Origin of the sequence: Streptomyces sp. NBC_00354 (assembly GCF_036106915.1) — a bacterium.
In the GTDB taxonomy this organism is placed as follows: Bacteria; Actinomycetota; Actinomycetes; order Streptomycetales; family Streptomycetaceae; genus Streptomyces.
The window spans coordinates 3,408,725-3,426,119 of record NZ_CP107983.1 but is presented as its reverse complement, the minus strand read 5'-3'; the positions used below and the strand labels follow the sequence as shown (position 1 = coordinate 3,426,119).

Annotated in this window: 19 protein-coding genes; 5 read left to right on the top strand and 14 right to left on the bottom strand. The window is 70.9% G+C overall.

From position 1 onward, the window contains the following. Nucleotides 1-104 precede the first annotated feature (104 nt). Together OHT74_RS15180 and OHT74_RS15175 are read left to right on the top strand one after the other, a co-directional pair. Nucleotides 105-389 (top strand): SCO4848 family membrane protein, encoded by a 285-nt coding sequence (locus OHT74_RS15180; protein ID WP_266664559.1) that lies wholly within the window; start codon nt 105-107, stop codon nt 387-389. A gap of 8 nt (nt 390-397) precedes the next feature. Further along, nucleotides 398-1,723 carry a metallophosphoesterase gene (locus OHT74_RS15175; protein ID WP_328623323.1) on the top strand — a complete coding sequence of 442 codons (1,326 nt, stop codon included), beginning with the start codon at nt 398-400 and terminating at the stop codon, nt 1,721-1,723. A 45-nt stretch (nt 1,724-1,768) separates the two neighbouring features. On the opposite strand, the gene OHT74_RS15170 is transcribed toward OHT74_RS15175, so the two are convergent. The 6 genes from OHT74_RS15170 to OHT74_RS15145 form a co-directional block, all read right to left on the bottom strand. Then, nucleotides 1,769-2,500, bottom strand: coding sequence for a TetR family transcriptional regulator (locus OHT74_RS15170; RefSeq protein ID WP_266664557.1), 732 nt, complete (start codon nt 2,498-2,500; stop codon nt 1,769-1,771). An 11-nt stretch (nt 2,501-2,511) separates the two neighbouring features. Then, nucleotides 2,512-2,952, bottom strand: coding sequence for a thiol-disulfide oxidoreductase DCC family protein (locus OHT74_RS15165; RefSeq protein WP_266664555.1), 441 nt, complete (start codon nt 2,950-2,952; stop codon nt 2,512-2,514). A gap of 3 nt (nt 2,953-2,955) precedes the next feature. Beyond that, nucleotides 2,956-3,360 carry a hypothetical protein gene (locus OHT74_RS15160; RefSeq protein ID WP_266664553.1) on the bottom strand — a complete coding sequence of 135 codons (405 nt, stop codon included), beginning with the start codon at nt 3,358-3,360 and terminating at the stop codon, nt 2,956-2,958. A gap of 88 nt (nt 3,361-3,448) precedes the next feature. Beyond that, nucleotides 3,449-4,447 (bottom strand): protein kinase family protein, encoded by a 999-nt coding sequence (locus tag OHT74_RS15155; protein WP_328620497.1) that lies wholly within the window; start codon nt 4,445-4,447, stop codon nt 3,449-3,451. 100 nt (nt 4,448-4,547) lie between these two features. Continuing rightward, nucleotides 4,548-5,393: a hypothetical protein gene (locus tag OHT74_RS15150; RefSeq protein ID WP_328620496.1), complete on the bottom strand. Its 846-nt coding sequence runs from the start codon at nt 5,391-5,393 to the stop codon at nt 4,548-4,550. A gap of 60 nt (nt 5,394-5,453) precedes the next feature. Continuing rightward, nucleotides 5,454-7,376 (bottom strand): bifunctional metallophosphatase/5'-nucleotidase, encoded by a 1,923-nt coding sequence (locus tag OHT74_RS15145; protein WP_328623322.1) that lies wholly within the window; start codon nt 7,374-7,376, stop codon nt 5,454-5,456. A 260-nt stretch (nt 7,377-7,636) separates the two neighbouring features. Between OHT74_RS15145 and OHT74_RS15140 the strand changes: the two genes are divergently transcribed. Further along, a complete protein-coding gene (locus OHT74_RS15140) occupies nt 7,637-8,203 on the top strand; it encodes a CAP domain-containing protein (protein ID WP_328620495.1) in 567 nt (188 codons plus the stop codon). Nucleotides 8,204-8,236: 33 nt separating this feature from the next. Here OHT74_RS15140 and OHT74_RS15135 read toward each other — a convergent pair whose 3' ends face one another. Further along, nucleotides 8,237-8,710 carry a hypothetical protein gene (locus OHT74_RS15135; RefSeq protein ID WP_328620494.1) on the bottom strand — a complete coding sequence of 158 codons (474 nt, stop codon included), beginning with the start codon at nt 8,708-8,710 and terminating at the stop codon, nt 8,237-8,239. After that, nucleotides 8,710-9,468, bottom strand: coding sequence for an alpha/beta fold hydrolase (locus OHT74_RS15130; RefSeq protein ID WP_328620493.1), 759 nt, complete (start codon nt 9,466-9,468; stop codon nt 8,710-8,712). Before OHT74_RS15130 ends, OHT74_RS15135 begins: the two co-directional genes overlap by 1 nt. A 133-nt stretch (nt 9,469-9,601) precedes the next feature. Between OHT74_RS15130 and OHT74_RS15125 the strand changes: the two genes are divergently transcribed. After that, nucleotides 9,602-9,934, top strand: coding sequence for a hypothetical protein (locus tag OHT74_RS15125; protein ID WP_266996659.1), 333 nt, complete (start codon nt 9,602-9,604; stop codon nt 9,932-9,934). A gap of 1 nt (nt 9,935) precedes the next feature. Next, nucleotides 9,936-12,431 (top strand): DUF4132 domain-containing protein, encoded by a 2,496-nt coding sequence (locus tag OHT74_RS15120; RefSeq protein WP_328620492.1) that lies wholly within the window; start codon nt 9,936-9,938, stop codon nt 12,429-12,431. Here OHT74_RS15120 and OHT74_RS15115 read toward each other — a convergent pair. From OHT74_RS15115 to sdhC, 6 genes are all read right to left on the bottom strand, one after another. Beyond that, nucleotides 12,407-12,991, bottom strand: a complete 585-nt coding sequence (locus OHT74_RS15115) for a hypothetical protein (RefSeq protein ID WP_266664535.1) — start codon at nt 12,989-12,991, stop codon at nt 12,407-12,409. The two genes, OHT74_RS15120 and OHT74_RS15115, sit on opposite strands and share 25 nt — an antisense overlap. Nucleotides 12,992-13,033: 42 nt before the next feature. Next, nucleotides 13,034-13,663 carry a Uma2 family endonuclease gene (locus OHT74_RS15110; protein ID WP_266664533.1) on the bottom strand — a complete coding sequence of 210 codons (630 nt, stop codon included), beginning with the start codon at nt 13,661-13,663 and terminating at the stop codon, nt 13,034-13,036. Nucleotides 13,664-13,816: 153 nt separating this feature from the next. Then, nucleotides 13,817-14,584, bottom strand: coding sequence for a succinate dehydrogenase iron-sulfur subunit (locus OHT74_RS15105; RefSeq protein ID WP_266664531.1), 768 nt, complete (start codon nt 14,582-14,584; stop codon nt 13,817-13,819). Beyond that, nucleotides 14,584-16,338, bottom strand: a complete 1,755-nt coding sequence (sdhA, locus tag OHT74_RS15100) for a succinate dehydrogenase flavoprotein subunit (protein ID WP_266664529.1) — start codon at nt 16,336-16,338, stop codon at nt 14,584-14,586. Before sdhA ends, OHT74_RS15105 begins: the two co-directional genes overlap by 1 nt. A 23-nt stretch (nt 16,339-16,361) precedes the next feature. Next, nucleotides 16,362-16,859: a succinate dehydrogenase hydrophobic membrane anchor subunit gene (locus OHT74_RS15095; RefSeq protein ID WP_266664523.1), complete on the bottom strand. Its 498-nt coding sequence runs from the start codon at nt 16,857-16,859 to the stop codon at nt 16,362-16,364. An 8-nt stretch (nt 16,860-16,867) separates the two neighbouring features. After that, complete coding sequence (sdhC, locus tag OHT74_RS15090) at nt 16,868-17,248, bottom strand: succinate dehydrogenase, cytochrome b556 subunit (RefSeq protein ID WP_078987295.1); 381 nt, start codon at nt 17,246-17,248, stop codon at nt 16,868-16,870. Between the last annotated feature and the right edge of the window lie 147 nt (nt 17,249-17,395).

Genomic DNA, 17,395 nt, shown 5'->3' with positions numbered 1-17,395 from the left:
CCGATCGGCTGTCTGCAGCCCGGGACCGGCCAACTTGTCCGAACCACCGCCGGTACAGCCCACCCCGACGCGTCCGTCCTGGGGACCAAACCGATACTGGGGGCATGAAACTCAGCCGTGCCGTCTCCTGGTTCCTGCTCGCCTTCGGAGTGTGGAGCTGGTTCATCTGGGTGTCTTTCGTCCGGAACCTGTGGAAGGACGCCAGCGGTCTGGCTTTCGACGCGGCGGGCGAGCCGACGGCCTACTTCTGGGTACACCTTCTCCTGGCCATCGCCTCCTTTCTCCTGGGGACGGCCGTTGGTGTGATCGGGTTGCGCGGCGTCCTCGCGCTGCGGCGCGCATCACGCCGGGGTCCGGACGCGGGTTCGGACGCGGGTCCGGACGCGTGAAGATCGCGATGTTCGCGATGTTCGCGGTGATCGCGGTGCTGGTCTTGGCCCTGCTGGTCCTGGTCCACCGCTGGCTGTGGATCCGTCTGGTCCGCGATACGACGGTCCCGCGCGGCACGGCGCGCCGGATCGGCACCACCCTCGCGTTCACCCTGCCGCTCCTCTCGCTGGCCGCCCTCACCACGGGCCGCGCCGGCGCCCCCTTCTGGCTCCAACAGTCCGTGGCCTGGCCGGGTTACATGTGGCTTGCGGTCCTCCTGTACCTGACACTGGCGATGCTGCTCGCCGAACCGGTCCGAGCCCTTCTCCTCCGCCGGGCGCCTGCGCATGTCCAGCCCCTCGGGCCACCCCGGCCCCTCCGGCGTTCGAGGCGCGGGGTCCGCGGCGGAGCCCCGGGAAACGGCGCAAGGGTGGGTAGGGGAGAAGCCCCGCAGGGCCCTGCGACCGCCCTGGAAGACCCGCTCCCGCCCGAGCAGACCCAGAGCCCGGCGGCCCAGGCCCCCGCGGGGGCGACCCGACGCCAATTCGTCGCACGAGCGATCGGCGGAGCCGCCGCCGCAGCAGCAGCCGGCACGGTCGGCTACGGCACGTACGGCGTCCTCCGCGGCCCCCGCGTCAAGCGCGTCCAGGTCCCCCTCGCCAAACTCCCCCGCGCCGCGCACGGCTTCCGGATCGCCGTCGTCAGCGACATCCACCTCGGCCCGGTCCTCGGCCGCGCCCACACCACCCGCATCGTCGAGACGATCAACCGCACGCAGCCCGACCTCATCGCCATCGTCGGCGACCTCGTGGACGGCAACGTCCACGACCTCGGCAGTGCCGCCGAACCGCTGCGCCGGCTCCGCGCGCGGCACGGCTCGTACTTCGTCACCGGCAACCACGAGTACTTCTCGGGCGCCCAGCAGTGGATCGACCACGTCCGCGAGCTCGGCCTCACGCCCCTGGAGAACGCCCGCCGGGCGCTCCCGTACTTCGACCTCGCCGGGGTCAACGACGTGCAGGGGGAGACCGAGGGCCACGGCCCGGACTTCGTCGCCGCCCTCGGCGACCGCGACCGGGCGCGCGCCGCCGTGCTCATGGCCCACCAGCCCGTCGTCATCCACGACGCCGTCCGCCACGGCGTCGACCTCCAGCTCTCCGGGCACACCCACGGCGGCCAGCTCTGGCCGGGCAACTACCTCGCCGAGCTCGCCAACCCCACCGTCGCCGGCCTCGAGCGCTACGGCGACACGCAGCTCTACGTCTCCCGTGGCGCCGGCGCCTGGGGACCCCCGGTCCGGGTCGGCGCTCCGTCCGACATCACGGTCGTCGAACTCGCCTCACACCAGGCCTGACCGGTCGCAGCACTAGCGGGTGCGCAAGCGGCGCCGCCCCGGGCGCTACGCGGGCCCGGGGTCCGGGTCGGAGGCCCGCTTCTTCTTCGACACCACCGTCTGCGCCATGCCCGGCAGGAAGTCCGCGAACAGCTCGTGGACTTCGCGCACCAGCGGCCGGAGCACCCGGAACCGGGCCAGGACGATGCCCCGCGTCGTCAGCTGCGCGCCGCGCTCCGCGAGCCGCCGCGTCTTCTCGCTGTTCGGGGACCGGTCGAAGACCCAGTACAGGACGAGCCCCATCTGCGAGAGCCACATCAGCTCCGGCAGTACGTCGGCCAGCTCGTCCGGGACCTTCGTCTTCGCGCCCGCCAGCACCTCGCGGTGCATGTCGATCGCGGCCTTGCGCGCGGGTTCCGATTCCGGGGAGAACGGGCTGAGCGGGCTCTCCGGGTCCGCCGCGTTCTTGAAGAACTGCGAGGCGAACTCGTGGTACGGCGCCGCGATGTCCAGCCAGCTCGTCAGCACGCCCGCGAGCCGCTTCTGCAGATCGGTCTCGCTGTCCAGGATGGGCCGGACCGCCGCCTGGTGTGCAGCGCCGATCCGGTCGTAGAACCCCTGGACGAGGTGTTCCTTCGAGGCGAAGTAGTAGTAGGCGTTGCCGACCGAGACCCCGGCCTCCTTGGCGATGGCCCGCATGGTCGTCTTGTCGAAGCCGCGCTCCTGGAAGAGACGGAGCGCGGTTTCGAGGATGAGCGTGCGGGTCTGCTCGCTCTTGGGAGCCTTCTGATCAGTCACGGTGTACGAGCCTATCCGGGTACGGCGCAGTGGTCGTCACAGGCCGGTGCCTCGGGCTCCACTTCACCCTCCGACCCGGGCTCGGTCCGTACGGCCTGCCGCCATGCCGAGGCCGTGTACATGGCGGCGCGGGCGAAGGGCCGGCCCGCCGGGGTGGCGAGCCAGTTCGCCTTCGGCCGGTGCTCCGCCAGCGCCCACAGGCACACGATGAAGGCGTCGGTCCCGGTCCATACCTGCCCGCCGTCCCCGATGACGGTGATCTCGCGGAGCGTCGCCGCATGGTCGAGCTGCGGGTAGCGCCGCTGCGCCTCGTAGGACCCGGCCGGGATCAGCCGGAGCGGTACCAGCCGGCGCTGCCCGAGGAGCCAGTGCCGGATGTGGACGCAGAGCGGGCAGTTGGCGTCGTACAGCACCGTCAGGTGGTGCGTGGCGGCCGTTGTTGCCGTGGCCATCGGTCAGGCCCCGGCCGGAGCGGTCCACGCGTTCGGGGCGACCGGCGGGGTCTGCTGACGCTCCATGATCCCGCGGCGGCGCATCTTGTTCAGCACCCAGACGTTGCCGAGGTGCATGACGCCGAGGACGAGCAGGACGACACCGATCTTGACCGACAGCGCCTCGAAGAGCTGGCGGGCGGTGTCGATGCCGACGTCCGAGCGCAGGTAGAGCGTCACGAAGCCGATGTTGACGAGGTAGAAGCCGACCACCAGGAGGTGGTTCACGGCGTCCGCGAGCTTCTCGTTCCCGTGCAGGACGTCGGCGATGAAGATGCGCCCGTTGCGGCTGAGCGTGCGGGCCACCCAGACGGTCAGCGCGATGCTGATGAGCAGGTAGATGACGTATGCGACGACGGTGAGGTCCATGCCCTCGCCCCCCTTGAACGTGTTCAACTTGTTGGCAGGACTGACTGTAGACCTCTTTTTGAACAGGTTCAAGCTCTCTGGGGGAGGGTTACCGAGAAGCCTCCGCGACCTCCGCCGCCGGGAACGGCGTCCGCTTGCTCTCCGTCACCAGCCGCCGGTGGAAGCCCGCCATCAAGAGCCCCGTCGCGGCGTGCCGGTCGAGCAGCGCGGCGGCTTCGGCGGGCACCCCGCCGCGCCCGCGCCCCGCGATCCACTCCCGCAGGAAGGCCTCGTGCGCCAGGTCGTCGCGCTCGTCGGCGCCGGGCAGGTGGTACCGCAGGAGATGGCTCGCGGTGTACGCGCGGTCGTATCCCAGGTGCTCCGACAGGAACCGGGCCTCGTCGGGCGCCAGCTCGAAGCGGGTGCTGAGCGCGAGCCCGAAGTCGGCGAAGTGGATGAGCTCGCCGTCGGTCAGCACGTTGTGGAAGTGGGCGTCGAAGTGGACCAGCCCGCGCGAGCTCATGAACTCCGCCCCGCGGAGCAGGGCCCGGTCCGCCCGGTCGTACGCGGGGTGCCCGGCCAGCCAGGCGCCGAGCCGGTGCGGCACGTGCTCCAGGAAGAGCACCAGGCTGTACGAGGCCCGCCCGATGGCCTCCAGCCGCCGGCGCACGGCGTCCGACCCCTCCCACCGGGCGACGGCCGCGTCGATGCCGTCGCCTCCGGGCGGGGAGTCGGGCAGTACCCGCCAGTGGTACATCAGCGGAAAGCCGTCGTACGCGCCCTCGATCACCCAGCCGGTGGTCATGGCGTGCGCGGCGAGCTCCCGCCAGGCCCCGAACCCGGCCGAGCCGACCCCGTACTGGTAGTGCAGCGGCAGTCCGAAGAGGTTCGCGGTGGACCGTACGTTGCGCGGCAGCAGCTCGATGCCGGTCAGCGGCACGCGCTTGACGAAGACCCGCGTCCCGTCGACGTCCAACTCGGCGGACCGGCCGCCGATACCGGACCCGAGGGGTGTCGCGGCGGCCGTCAGTGCGCGGAGCCGGTGGTCGCTCAGCAGGGACAGGCGGGTGGAGACGGCGGAGTACGCCATGAGTCGCTCTCGGTGCATCCGGCCGACGCTACCGGCGGGAGCGTCAGGCCCCGGTCACCTTTTCCGGCAGGTCCGGATCCACGTACGGCGCCCCGCGGGTCGGCACGCGGAAGGCACCTCACGCCGAGCCGACGTCGAACCGGGCGAGGATGCTCTGGACCACCCACACGCGGTCACTGGTGGGCGAGAGTTCCGGGAGGAGGGCCCGCAGCTGCCGGATGACCCCCACGGGCGTCTGATCCACCCCCTGCGCATCGACCAGCGCGTCGATGGCCTGGAGGCCCCAGTACTGGCTGAAGCTGAGCTGCTCATCGCGCACGGCGGGGACCAGCGCACCCAGCTTGGCCCCGTCGGGCACGGCGTAGAGCCGCGCGTATGCGGACAGCCGGATTCCCGGGTCCTCGACGACGAGCGCGGCGTCGATGTCGAAGTCGGCCACGTGCGGTGTCACAGCAATCAGATCCGCGAAGATCCGTTCCATCCGGTGGGTGCGAGCGGATCCCTGCACCTGGGTTTCGCGGACCCGGACGTACTCGGCGGCCAACCGGTCGACGGCATCGGCGGCCGCCGCCGCGGACGGCTCCTCGGTGTCCGCACCGCCCGCGGCAACGAGCGCAACACGGGCGGTGCGTGACGCGCCGCCGATCGCCCGTCCGATCCGCACGGTACGTTCCTCACCCGCCTCGATGCGGTGTACGAGCTGCGCGTACTGGAACTTCGCTCCGCCCGGCAGCTCGATGCTGTCGAACAGGTCGCCCAGCCACGGCACCGCGGCGACCACCAGCAGCACCACGGTGATCCCGTCGATCTTCAGGTCGGGCTTGATGACGTGCACCGCCGCCGCCCCGATCGCCGAGCACGTCAGGACCGCCGCAACGATGTGACGCCGTAAGCCGTGAGTGCGGCGAGCCTGCCCGCCCGAGTCCCCCTCGTCCATGCGGCCCAGCATTTCAAAGGCCGGCACGCCACCGACGGTGAATCACGGGATCGGTGGCGCAGCGGCCCTCAGGGGAGCGCGGGCGGATCAGCAGGGCGGCCGGAGGCCGTCGCGGTCGGTGTGGGGGCGGTCCGCCGAGACGATTGCGGCCTCGGGGCGGGGCATGAGGGTGCCGTCGGGGAGGAGGAGGGGGGCGGGTTCCAGGACGATGCCGACGTCGGCGCCGCGGCGGGTGGTGTTGGCGGCCGTCACGCGGTTCAGGGGGGCCGGGGTCAGGGTCTGCGTCTCGCGGATGTACGCGACGAAGCTCTCGAAATCGCGCTGGTGGCGGTACGGGGCCTGGAAGCCGCCCAGTGCGTCGTAGCCGTCGTTCGCCAGGAAGGTGTACGAGGGGGACGCGAGGCGGTAGGTGCCGGTGAGGTTGAGCGCGGCGCCGTCGATGAACACGTCGGCCGGGTTCACGCGGTCGCCGACCCTCCCCAGGGTGTTGAAGGTGTAGCGGACGTTCTTGGAGACGGCCAACGGCGCGAACAGCAGCTCCCCGCTCGCCGCGATCGTCCACTGCTGCTCGAGGGCGTCGTGGATCTGCTGCCCGGTCACCGTCGCGCTGACGATCGGATCGCCGAAGCCGACGGCCTTCCAGGCGCGGCCGAACGTGACGGCGCCGCCGGAGGCCGTGTCGCGGACCAGGTCGCCCGCGATGATGGCCTGGCCGACCCGCGGTGCCGCCGCGACCAGGGCGAGCCGGGCCGGGACGTTGGGGTGGATGTTGGCGTCGTTCTCGGGGTCGGCCGGCCGGCGCCCCGCCCACAGCGCCCAGTCGGCGACCAGGTCGCCCATGGTGCTCTCGCCCGCGGTGTTGCGCGTACGTACGAACGATCCGGTCTGCTTCCCGATGCGGGTGGTGTTACGCGCCGCGGCCTGGCCGGTCCAGTAGTCGACGACCTCCTTGAGGGCCGGATCGGGGGTGACGTCACGGGTGTTGGGGTGGTTCGTCGAGACGGTCAGCTCGCGGATCACCCTGCCGGTGGCCGGGTCGAGGCGGAGGTTGATCTCGTTGATGAGCTGGCCGTAGCAGCCGGCCTCGACGAAGGGGCGGGGGACGCCGTTGGGGTCCGGGACCATCATGTTGAACCGGGTGTGCCAGTGGCCCGTGACGATGGCGTCGATGTCGGGGGAGACCCGCAGCGCCAGGTCGAGGGCCGGACCGGAGGGGTCGGTGCCGCTGTTGAAGTCCGCGCCCGCGACCGCTCCGTCGTGCATGCTCAGCACGATCGCGTTGACGCCCTGGGCCTTGAGCAGCGCCGCGTACCGGTCGGCGGTGGCGACCTCGTCGAGGGTGGCGAGGCCCGGCTGGTAGGAGCCGGGGAAGAGCTCGGTGCCGAGGGCGGTGAGGTGGATGAAGCCGATCTGCAGCTCCTGGCCGGCGGCCGTGCGGACCTTCTCGATGTTGTACGCGGGCAGGACGGTGCGCTGGTCGGCGTCCCAGACGACGTTGGCGCTGTAGTAGCGGAAGCCGGAGCCGTGGAAGCGGGCGCCGGATGAGTCGGTGAAGGTGGCGTCGCGGCCCTCGACGGGGAACGGGACGCCCTGCTCCATGTGCCGCTGGAGGAAAGCCGGGGACTTGTCGAACTCGTGGTTCCCGGCGGTCGCGAAGTCGAGGCCCATGCGACCCAGGGCCTCGACGGTGGGCTCGTCGGCGAAGGCGGCGGCGCCGAACTCCCAGCCGGAGAACGAGTCTCCGGCGGTGAAGAAGAGCGAGTTGAGCCGGCCGGCGCGGAGGCGGGCGAGGTGGGCGCCCATGTACGCGACACCGCCGACGGTGTAGGTGCGGCCCCCGTTCCCGCTGATGGTGGCGTTGCTGCCGGGGGCGGCCTGGAGGTAGCCGTGGAGGTCGGTGATGCTGAGGAGCTGGACGTCGACGTACTCGACGGCGGAGGCGGCGTCGCGCGCATGATCGGTGGCGTGGGCGGGGATGCCGGTGGCGAAGGTGGCTGCGGCGGTTCCCATGGCGGTGAGGAACGTCCGCCGCCCGACGTGGTGAGAACTGAGGTCCGGATACGTGCTCTTGGAGTGCGAGTGCCTCGTCACGGGGGAATGGTCCCGCCGGGCGGGGCAGGTGTCGACGCGCCGGGCCGTACGCCTGCGGCGGGGCCCGGATGGCGGGGCGGCGGGGCCGGTGGCAGCCTGGAGGGGCGGGGGCGTGAAAGGGGAGGTGGATCTCCTTGAGCAGGCACGTTTCACTCATCCGAACAGCACGGACCCTGGCCGTGGCCGGAATCCTGTCGGCGGCACTCGTACCGGTCTCGGCGGCGCCGGCGACGGCCGTCACATGCGATGCTGCGGCCGCTGCCCGGGCGCCGACCAGCAGCAACGACAGCGCCGCGCGGAACGCGGTGATCTGCCTCATCAACGCCCAGCGCACGCAGCGGGGGCTGCCGGCCCTCACCGTGAACCAGGCCCTGACGAATGCGGCGCAGCAGCACTCGGCGGCGGCCGTGCAGCTGAAGTGGTGGGGCCCGGACAAGGATTCGCACACCAACCCCCAGACCGGTTCGACACCGGGGACCCGGATCAAGGCCGCGGGCTACTGCCCGAACCCCAGGTCGTGGGGCTACGCCGAGATCACGTACACGGGCTGGGGCGGCTCGGGGACCCCGAACGCCGCGGTCAACTGGTGGGTGAACGTCAGCACGTACGGCCACCGGCAGATCGTCCTCGACCCGTCGATGCGGGAGATCGGCGCCTGGGCCCAGCCGGGCGCGGCGGACCGCGCCGGAGCCGGCGCGAGCCAGGCCGGCACCTACGTCGTGACGTTCGGCCGCTGCCAGCAGTGACCGGTCACTCGGATGCGGTGCCGCGGCGCGCGGTCATGGGCGCGGGCCCAGGTCGCGGGCCCAGACGAGGAGGGGTGGTTCGAGGGGATCCGGGGTTTCGTCCGACTCCGGCGACTCCGGCTCTTGGAGTTCGGTCCACGGGACGAAGCCCGGAGTCGTGTCGGACAGGTAGGCCTCGACGATCGGGGTGAGGGCGTCGGTCACTGCGTACGCGCCGCCGAACGGGAGCGCGTGCGCGGGCAGGGACGCCGTGGAGCAGCGCAGCTGCCCGGCCTGCTCGTCGTGCCAGACGTAGAAGGTGGCCGGCCCGCGGTGGCCGAGGTCGCGGACCCGGGTGCCGAGCGCGGCGGCGGTGCGCTCGAAGGCGGCCGTCACCTCCCCTGCGGAGAGGGACCCGTCATCGGGCCCGCGGCCCAGCCACCAGGTGTTGGTCTCCCGCTCCGCCGCCCGGTCCGCGGGGTCCAGCACGAGCGGCTCGGTGGCCACTTCGGCGATCCAGGCCACCATCACCGCAGGAAGTCCAGCAGCAGGGCCGTCGTGTCCTGCGGGCGTTCCAGGGACGGGAGGTGGCCCGCCCAGGGGAGTTCCAGGTGGCGGGCGCCGGGGATGCGGTGCGCGAGGTCGGCGGCGATGTCGCGGAAGTCCTCGACGTCGTGGGCGCCGCCGATCGCAAGGGTCGGGGCGGCGACGGCCCCGAGGTCGATCTCGTGCTCCGGGAGCTCGTGGTGCTCCTCCACGGTCAGCGCCACGTCGAAGATGCGGCGCTGCATGGTCCGTACGAGAGCCCGGGCCTCGTCGTCCGCCGACGGGCCGAGCCAGGTGTCCACCATCAGCTCCACCGCCCCCGCGACGTCCCCCGCCTCCAGCAGCGCGTCCTCCGCGTCGGCGACCTTCTGGAGGGCCGGGCCGCGCTGCTGCGCGGGGACGGCGGAGCAGAGCAGGGCCAGTGCTGACACCCGCTCCGGGTGCAGGGACGCGATCCCCAGGGCGACGCGGCCGCCGTACGAGGACCCGGCGAAGGCGGCCCGTTCGATGCCGAGGGAGTCCAGCAGGTCCAGTACGTCGTCCGCATCGCGGTAGGGCGCGACCGCCGGCGGCGAGTCCCCGCAGGTACGGAAGTCGGCCCGGACGACCCGGAATCCGGCCTCGGCGAGCGGGCCCCACTGCGGCTCCCACATCCGGCGGTCGCAGACGGAGGAGTGGAGCAGGACCAGCGCCGGGCCGTCCGCCGGGCCGGCGACGTCATGCGCAAGGAGGGGGTTCACGGGGTTTACGGGGTTCACAGGGTTCATGGGGTTCACGGGAGTCATGGGGGCATCCTGTCCGAGACGCGGGCCAACCGCCCCTGGATATCAGGCAGCCGATCCGCTGTCAGAGGCCCCCCTTACGCTCCTGGTCATGGGAATGGTGACCTTCGTCGACGAGACGACAGCGGGCGGCCGGGGCGACGGCTGGGAGTTCGAGGTGGCCGAGGAGCGGCTCGCGCTGCGCGAGCTGATCCGGCGGCGGGTGTTCCAGGAAGTCGCCGAGCGGCGCGCCGCCACCCTCGTGCCGCAGAGGAACCAGCCCGATGCCCACGAACAGGCCGAACTCGCGCTCACCGCCTTCGGGCGCAACGGGTTCCTCGTGCTCGTCGGGGACCGCCAGGTCACCGATCTCGACGAGGTCGTCGACCTGCCGCTCGGCACCGAGGTCACGTTCCTGAAGCTCGTCGCCCTGGTGGGCGGCTGACATGGCCGGGAACAGGAAGACGAACAACGGCTACGCCGACGCCGTCCACCGCGCCCTGGAGGAGGAGAACGCCGCGGAGCTCGCCACCGCGCTGCTGAAGGCCGCCATCCACTACAGCGGCCACTGGGGCAACGGGGAGGCGGCCGAGGTGATCGGCGCCGTCCGCGCCCGGCCGGTGGAGTTCCGCGTGCGGCTCGTGGACCGGCTGGCCGACACCTTCCGGTCCCTCGCGGAGGACTCCCCGGCCCGGGTGAACGCGCTGGCCCTCATCGCCGCCGCCGGACGGGACCTGCCCGGGGGCGACCCGCTCCCCGCCGAACGGCTGGGCAAATTCGAGGAGCTCGGCCGGATGGGGCAGGTCCACTACTACGGATGGGCCCCGGAGCTGGTCCTCGCCGAGCTGGACGCGGGCCGCACGATCCCGCCGGCCGCCGTCGCCACCCTGCGCCGCAGCGCCCAGGTCGCGTACGGCTACAAGCCGGTCATCGCGCTCGCCGCGCGGCTGACGGAGCCCGTGCTCAACGTCGGCGAAGCCTGGTCGGACCGGGCGATGGCGGACGGGGAGAGCCGGCACGCCCTCCTCGCGCACGCGGCGACCGCGACGGCCACCAAGCCCAGCGCCACATGGGAGAAGACCGGCCGGGCGCTGATCGAGGAAGCCGGGGAGGACGCCGTACGCGAGCAGCTGCTCGGCTGGCTCCGGCTCGTCGGCGCGCCCCGCACCCTCGCCCTCGACGAGGAGCGGTACGGGCCGAACCCGAACGACATGTGGGACGCGTACAACGCCAACGCGCTGCGCGGACTGGCCTGGCTGCTGTCCTTCCTGCCCCCGCACCCGGACATCGCGCGGGCGCTCGGCGCGCTCGTCGAGAGCTCGCTGCGCAAGGTCGCGGGACTGGGCCCGCGCAGCCCCAAGGTGGCCAACGCCGGAGTCACCGCCCTGTCCCGCATCGACAGCGAGGCCGCCCTCGCCGAACTGGCCCGGCTCGCCACCCGCGTGACGTTCAAGGGCACCCTCAAGATGCTGGACTCCGCCCTCGAGGCGCGGGCCACCGCGCTCGGGCTGGGCCGGGAGGAGATCGAGGAGCTCGCCGTGCCCGCGTACGGGCTGACGTCCGTCGGGCAGGCCGAGTACGCCCTGGGCGCCACCACCGCCCTCGTGGAAGTCCGCGGCCCCAAGGCGGCGCTCTTCTGGCGCAGCGCCACGGGCAAGGCGGTCAAGGGCGTGCCGGCGGCCGTGCGCCGCGACCACGCCGAGGAGCTCAAGGAGCTCAAGGCAGCCGTCAAGGACATCGACAAGATGCTCGGCGCGCAGGCCGAGCGGCTGGACCGGCAGTTCCTCGCCCGGCGCACCTGGACGTATGCGCAGTGGCGCGAGCGGTACGTCGACCACCCCCTGGTCGGGACCCTCGCCCGCCGCCTGCTGTGGGTGGTGGACGGCACCCCCGTCGGCTTCGCCGACGGCGAGCTGCGCACCCTCGCCGACACGCCGGTCACCGCGGGCGCCGAGGTGACCCTCTGGCATCCCATCGACCGCGAGCCGGCCGAGGTCGCGGCCTGGCAGGACTGGCTCGAACGGCACGGCATCACCCAGCCGTTCAAGCAGGCCCACCGCGAGGTGTACCCGCTCACCGACGCCGAGCTCCGCACCGGCACGTACTCCAACCGGTTCGCCGCGCACTACCTGCGCCAGCACCAGTTCCACTCGCTGGCCGCCGTCCGAGGCTGGCGCAACAAGCTGCGCCTCGCCGTCGACGACAGCGCGCCGCCCGCCGTGCGCGAGCTGCCCCGGTGGGGGCTGCGGGCCGAGTACTGGATCGAGGGCGACAGCGGGGACGGCAGCTACGAGGACATCACCGACTCGGGCAGCTTCCTGCGGCTGTGCACCGACCAGGTGCGCTTCTACCCGATCGGCGCCCCGCAGAACCTGGCACACGCCTGCGGCGGCGACTACACGATGTGGCTCCGCAGCGGCGAGGACCCGGTCGACCCGGTGCCGCTGGCCGAGGTCCCCGCGCTCGTGCTCAGCGAAGTCCTGCGCGACGTCGACCTGTTCGTCGGCGTGGCCAGCGTCGGCAACGACCCGGCCTGGCAGGACGGCGGCCCCGCGGGCCGCTTCCGCGACTACTGGACCTCGTACGGCTTCGGCGAGCTGAACCAGAGCGCCGAGACCCGCCGGCTCCTGCTGGAGCGGCTGGTCCCGAGGCTGGCCATCGCCGACCGGTGCCGGATCGAGGGGCGGTTCCTGCACGTGCGGGGCGAGCTGCGCACGTACCGGATCCACCTCGGGTCGGGGAACATCCTCATGGACCCGGGCGACCAGTACCTGTGCATCGTCCCGGCGGGGCGCGCGGCCCCCGGGACGGAGACCGGCTACCTGCCCTTCGAGGGGGACCGGACGCTCGCCCTGATCCTCAGCAAGGCGATGATGCTGGCGGACGACACCGGCATCACCGACCCTACGATCACCCGTCAGATACTGAGGGAACGGGCGTAGTTGATCTGCTGCATCACCCACGGGTACGTGCTCGCGTCGACCGCCGGGATCATCGTGGAGTGGTGGCGGCCACCGCTGGTGACGGTGACCTGGATGTAGCCGGTGGTGGTCTTCTCCTTCATGAGGAGGAAGAGCAGGCCGAGCAGGCAGAACAGGAAGAAGATGACCGCGAGCACGATCGCGTGCGCCGGGATCTTCGTCTCGGTGCGCGAGAGGTCCGAGGCGTTCCACATGGCGCCCCTGAGCGGCATCGGGCCCGAGGGGGTCATGATCTGGTCCCCGGCGATGGTGATGTCGCCGAGGGCGAACCCGGACCCTCCGGCGCCCTGCGGGGCGGCCGGGTAGGCCATGGGCTGCGCCGGCGGCATCACGGGAGGCTGCGCCTGCGCCGGAATGCCCGCGCCACCGACGGTCGGCTGGTACCCCGGGGCGGGCGGAGTGGCCGGGTACCCGTATCCGGCACCCCCGGGGGCCGCCGGATACGGCGGCGGATAGCCATAACCGGGGCTCCCCGGAGCCCCGTTGTCACTCGCGTACGGATTCGGCTGCTGGTCGCTCATGCGCTCGATCTTTCCACAGCCACCCCCAACCGAGTACCCCGGTCAGGAGAGGCCGTTCTCTTCGCTCCGGGGCTTGCGCCGCGCCGCCGTGAGAACGGCCTCGACGTCCAAGGTGACCTTGGCGCCGATCGACTCGGGCAGGGTGACGAGCTCGCCGGGGGCGTGGACGCGGTGGGTGGCGTACTCGTCCTGGGCCGGATCGGTGAGGACGTGCAGGCGGTTGTGCCTGCGGTCGACGATCACGTAGACCGGGACTTTGGCGTTGGCGTAGGCGGTGACCTTGGTGCGCAGGTCGGCCTGGTAGTTGCTGGAGGTGACCTCCAGAACGAGGCGGAAGGCGACGGGGTCGTAGCAGTTGTTCTCGACGTACCGGCCTTCGAAATCGGCGTCGACCAAGGAAAGATCCGGGATGGCGTAGTCCTCGCGGCCGGTAGGCAGCCAGAGACCGATGCCCTGGAGCACGTTCGACTGTTCACCGTGCAGCCCTGCCGCCAAGAACGGCAGCATCAGGTCGGTGAGGCCGACCGCATGAGACCCGTCTGCCGGTGGTGACATGAGGATCTGCCCTCCGATGATCTCGACGCGGTAGCCGGGGTACTGCTCCATGAGCCGGTTGGCCACGTCGATGAGCGGCCATTCGCTCTGGGGCTGCTCAGCGGGTGCTGCGGACATCACGTGCCTCCCGTGGGCTGTGGTCGAGAGCATCATCGTAGGACGGGGACCGGCTCAGCCGCCGGATGCCGCCCGCTCACCCGAACGGGCGAGGGCCCCGCCCCCGGAACGGAATCCGGGGGCGGGGCCCTCGTACAGGCGACCGCCAAGCGGTCAGAAGCGGCGCGTGATCAGCGCACGCTTCACTTCCTGGATCGCCTTCGTGACCTCGATGCCGCGCGGGCAGGCATCGGTGCAGTTGAAGGTCGTGCGGCAGCGCCACACGCCGTCCTTGTCGTTCAGGATCTCCAGCCGCTGCTCGCCGGCCTCGTCACGCGAGTCGAAGATGAAGCGGTGGGCGTTGACGATCGCCGCCGGGCCGAAGTACTGGCCGTCGTTCCAGAACACCGGGCACGACGAGGTGCACGCCGCACACAGGATGCACTTCGTCGTGTCGTCGAAGCGCTCGCGGTCCTCGGCCGACTGCAGACGCTCACGCGTCGGCTCGTTGCCCTTGGTGACCAGGAACGGCATGACGTCGCGGTACGCCTGGAAGAAGGGGTCCATGTCGACGACGAGGTCCTTCATCACCGTGAGGCCCTTGATGGCCTCGACGGTGATCGGCTTCTCCGGGTTGATGTCCTTGATCAGCGTCTTGCAGGCGAGCCTGTTCTTGCCGTTGATCCGCATCGCGTCGGAGCCGCAGATGCCGTGCGCGCACGAGCGGCGGAAGGTCAGCGTGCCGTCGAGGTCCCACTTGATCTTGTGGAGACCGTCGAGCACGCGCTCCTTCGGGTCGATCTCGACCTGGAAGTCCTGCCAGGTCGACTCGTCCGAGATCTCCGGGTTGAAGCGGCGGATCCGGAACGTGACCGTGATGAAGGGGGAGGCGGCGGCCGCCTCTTCCATCTTGTCCGTCTTGGACAGGGTCGGGGTGGCCATCAGTACTTACGCTCCATCGGCTGGTAGCGGGTGACGACGACGGGCTTGTAGTCCAGCCGGACGGTGTCCTGACCGTTGTCGTCGACCTCGCGGTACGCCATGGTGTGGCGCATGAAGTTGACGTCGTCGCGGTTCGGGTAGTCCTCGCGGTAGTGACCGCCGCGGGACTCCTTGCGCGCCAGTGCGGACACGGCCATGACCTCGGCCAGGTCGAGCAGGTTGCCCAGCTCGACGGCCTCCAGCAGGTCCGTGTTGAAGCGCTTGCCCTTGTCCTGGACGGACACGTTCTTGTAGCGCTCGCGCAGCTCCGCGATCTTCTCGACCGCGGTCTTGATGGTCTGCTCCGTACGGAACACCATCACGCAGGCGTCCATCGTCTCCTGGAGCTCCAGGCGCAGCTCGGCGACCCGCTCCTTGCCCGTGGAGTTGCGCAGCTGCTCGACCAGGTCGATGACCTGCTGTGCCGGGTTCTCGGGGAGCTCGACGTAGTCGTTCTCCTGCGAGTACTTCGCCGCGGCGATACCGGAGCGCTTGCCGAACACGTTGATGTCCAGCAGCGAGTTGGTGCCGAGGCGGTTGGCGCCGTGCACGGAGACACAGGCGACCTCGCCGGCCGCGTACAGGCCCGGGACGACGGTGGTGTTGTCGCTGAGGACCTCACCCTCGACGTTCGTCGGGATGCCGCCCATGGCGTAGTGCGCGGTGGGCTGGATCGGGATCGGGTCCGTGTACGGCTCGATGCCCAGGTACGTACGGGCGAACTCGGTGATGTCCGGGAGCTTCGCGTCGAGCTGCTCCGGCGGCAGGTGCGTCAGGTCCAGGTACACGTGGTCGCCGGCCGGACCGCAGCCGCGGCCCTCGCGGATCTCCGTGTAGATGGAGCGCGAGACGACGTCACGGGACGCGAGGTCCTTCATGACCGGCGCGTACTTCTCCATGAAGCGCTCGCCGTCCTTGTTGCGGAGGATGCCGCCCTCACCGCGGGCGCCCTCCGTCAGCAGGATGCCCATGCGCCAGATGCCCGTCGGGTGGAACTGGAAGAACTCCATGTCCTCGAGCGGCAGGCCGCGGCGGTAGCAGGCCGCCTGGCCGTCACCCGTGAGGGTGTGCGCGTTGGAGGTCACCTTGAAGAACTTGCCGGTGCCGCCGGAGGCGTAGATGACGGCCTTCGCCTGGAACACGTGGATCTCGCCGGTGGCGAGCTCGTACGCGACCACACCGGCCGACTTCTTGACGCCGTCCTCCTCGACCAGGAGCTGGTCCAGGACGTAGAACTCGTTGAAGAACTCCACGCCCTCCTTGACGCAGTTCTGGTAAAGCGTCTGGAGGATCATGTGGCCGGTGCGGTCCGCGGCGTAGCAGGACCGGCGGACCGGGGCCTCGCCGTGGTTGCGCGAGTGGCCGCCGAAGCGGCGCTGGTCGATGGTGCCGTCCGGGGTGCGGTTGAACGGCAGGCCCATCTTCTCCAGGTCGAGGACCGCGTCGATGGCCTCCTTCGCCAGGATCTCGGCGGCGTCCTGGTCGACCAGGTAGTCACCGCCCTTGACCGTGTCGAAGGTGTGCCACTCCCAGTTGTCCTCTTCCACGTTCGCCAGCGCGGCGGCCATGCCGCCCTGCGCGGCACCCGTGTGGGAGCGGGTGGGGTAGAGCTTCGTCAGCACCGCGGTGCGGCTGCGCTTCGTCGACTCGATGGCGGCGCGCATGCCGGCGCCACCTGCGCCGACGATGACGGTGTCGTACTTGTGGATCTTCATTGGATTCGCCTCAGCCCCGTTGCCTAGCGGATGTTCGGGTCGAAGGTGAAGATCACCAGCGTGCCCAGAAGGATGGTGAACACGGTGGCGGTGTAGAGCAGGCCCTTCAGCCACAGCCGCGTGTTGGCGCGCTCCGCGTAGTCGTTGATGACGGTACGCAGGCCGTTGGCGCCGTGCAGCATGGCCAGCCACAGCATCAGCAGGTCCCAGACCTGCCAGAACGGGGACGCCCAGCGGCCGGCCACGAAGGCGAAGCCGACCTTGGAGACGCCGCCGTCCAGCACCAGCTGGATGAGGAGGTGGCCGATGACCAGGACGACGAGGACGATGCCCGAGAGGCGCATGAAGAGCCACGCGGCCATCTCGAAGTTGCCGCGGGTCGAGCGCGGAGTCTTGCCCGTGCGCTTGCGCGGGGCCTCGATGTACGGCGCCGGGTTGTCGACGTCGTAGAGGCTCACGCCCTCCACGTCGCCGATGGCCTGGGCGGAAGAAGCGTCAGAAACCGTGTTGTTCGAAGACATGGCGCGTGTCACTTCCCGAACAGTTCAGCAGCTGCGTGACCGAGGACGGGGTACAGGGCCCCGGCCATCAGGATGATCCAGACGATCATCACGCCCCAGAGCATCTGCTTCTGGAGGCGGGGGCCCTTGGACCAGAAGTCCACGGCGATCACACGGAGACCGTTGAGCGCGTGGAAGAGGATGGCGGCCACGAGGCCGTACTCCATCAGCGCAACGATCGGAGTCTTGTAGGTAGCCACGACATCGTCGTACGCCTCGGGGGAGACGCGGACGAGAGCGGTGTCGAGGACGTGTACGAACAGGAAGAAGAAGATGAGGACGCCGGTGACTCGATGAGCCACCCAGGACCACATTCCTTCCCGGCCGCGGTACAACGTTCCAGCCGGCACGGAAAACCCTCCGGAAGCGGGGCGGGGGCCAGCCGGCTTCTTTGTCGGTCGGGCCCGGCCGGGTACGGTCCTCCGGCCCCGGACATCGTAGCGACGCTTTGTCGGTTCCCTCGCGCCGGGTCCATCGGTGTGATCAAACAGGCACGG

What these genes read in the sequence shown, in the direction of transcription:
- OHT74_RS15120 (WP_328620492.1), top strand. Translation starts at nt 9,936, where the DNA reads ATGGCCGGGAACAGGAAGACGAACAACGGCTACGCCGACGCCGTCCAC.
- OHT74_RS15175 (WP_328623323.1), top strand. Translation starts at nt 398, where the DNA reads ATGTTCGCGATGTTCGCGGTGATCGCGGTGCTGGTCTTGGCCCTGCTG.
- OHT74_RS15135 (WP_328620494.1), bottom strand. Translation starts at nt 8,710, where the DNA reads ATGGTGGCCTGGATCGCCGAAGTGGCCACCGAGCCGCTCGTGCTGGAC.
- OHT74_RS15145 (WP_328623322.1), bottom strand. Translation starts at nt 7,376, where the DNA reads ATGGGAACCGCCGCAGCCACCTTCGCCACCGGCATCCCCGCCCACGCC.
- OHT74_RS15180 (WP_266664559.1), top strand. Translation starts at nt 105, where the DNA reads ATGAAACTCAGCCGTGCCGTCTCCTGGTTCCTGCTCGCCTTCGGAGTG.
- OHT74_RS15110 (WP_266664533.1), bottom strand. Translation starts at nt 13,663, where the DNA reads ATGTCCGCAGCACCCGCTGAGCAGCCCCAGAGCGAATGGCCGCTCATC.
- OHT74_RS15155 (WP_328620497.1), bottom strand. Translation starts at nt 4,447, where the DNA reads ATGCACCGAGAGCGACTCATGGCGTACTCCGCCGTCTCCACCCGCCTG.
- OHT74_RS15115 (WP_266664535.1), bottom strand. Translation starts at nt 12,991, where the DNA reads ATGAGCGACCAGCAGCCGAATCCGTACGCGAGTGACAACGGGGCTCCG.
- sdhA (WP_266664529.1), bottom strand. Translation starts at nt 16,338, where the DNA reads ATGAAGATCCACAAGTACGACACCGTCATCGTCGGCGCAGGTGGCGCC.
- OHT74_RS15165 (WP_266664555.1), bottom strand. Translation starts at nt 2,952, where the DNA reads ATGGCCACGGCAACAACGGCCGCCACGCACCACCTGACGGTGCTGTAC.
- OHT74_RS15125 (WP_266996659.1), top strand. Translation starts at nt 9,602, where the DNA reads ATGGGAATGGTGACCTTCGTCGACGAGACGACAGCGGGCGGCCGGGGC.
- OHT74_RS15160 (WP_266664553.1), bottom strand. Translation starts at nt 3,360, where the DNA reads ATGGACCTCACCGTCGTCGCATACGTCATCTACCTGCTCATCAGCATC.
- OHT74_RS15095 (WP_266664523.1), bottom strand. Translation starts at nt 16,859, where the DNA reads ATGTCTTCGAACAACACGGTTTCTGACGCTTCTTCCGCCCAGGCCATC.
- OHT74_RS15105 (WP_266664531.1), bottom strand. Translation starts at nt 14,584, where the DNA reads ATGGCCACCCCGACCCTGTCCAAGACGGACAAGATGGAAGAGGCGGCC.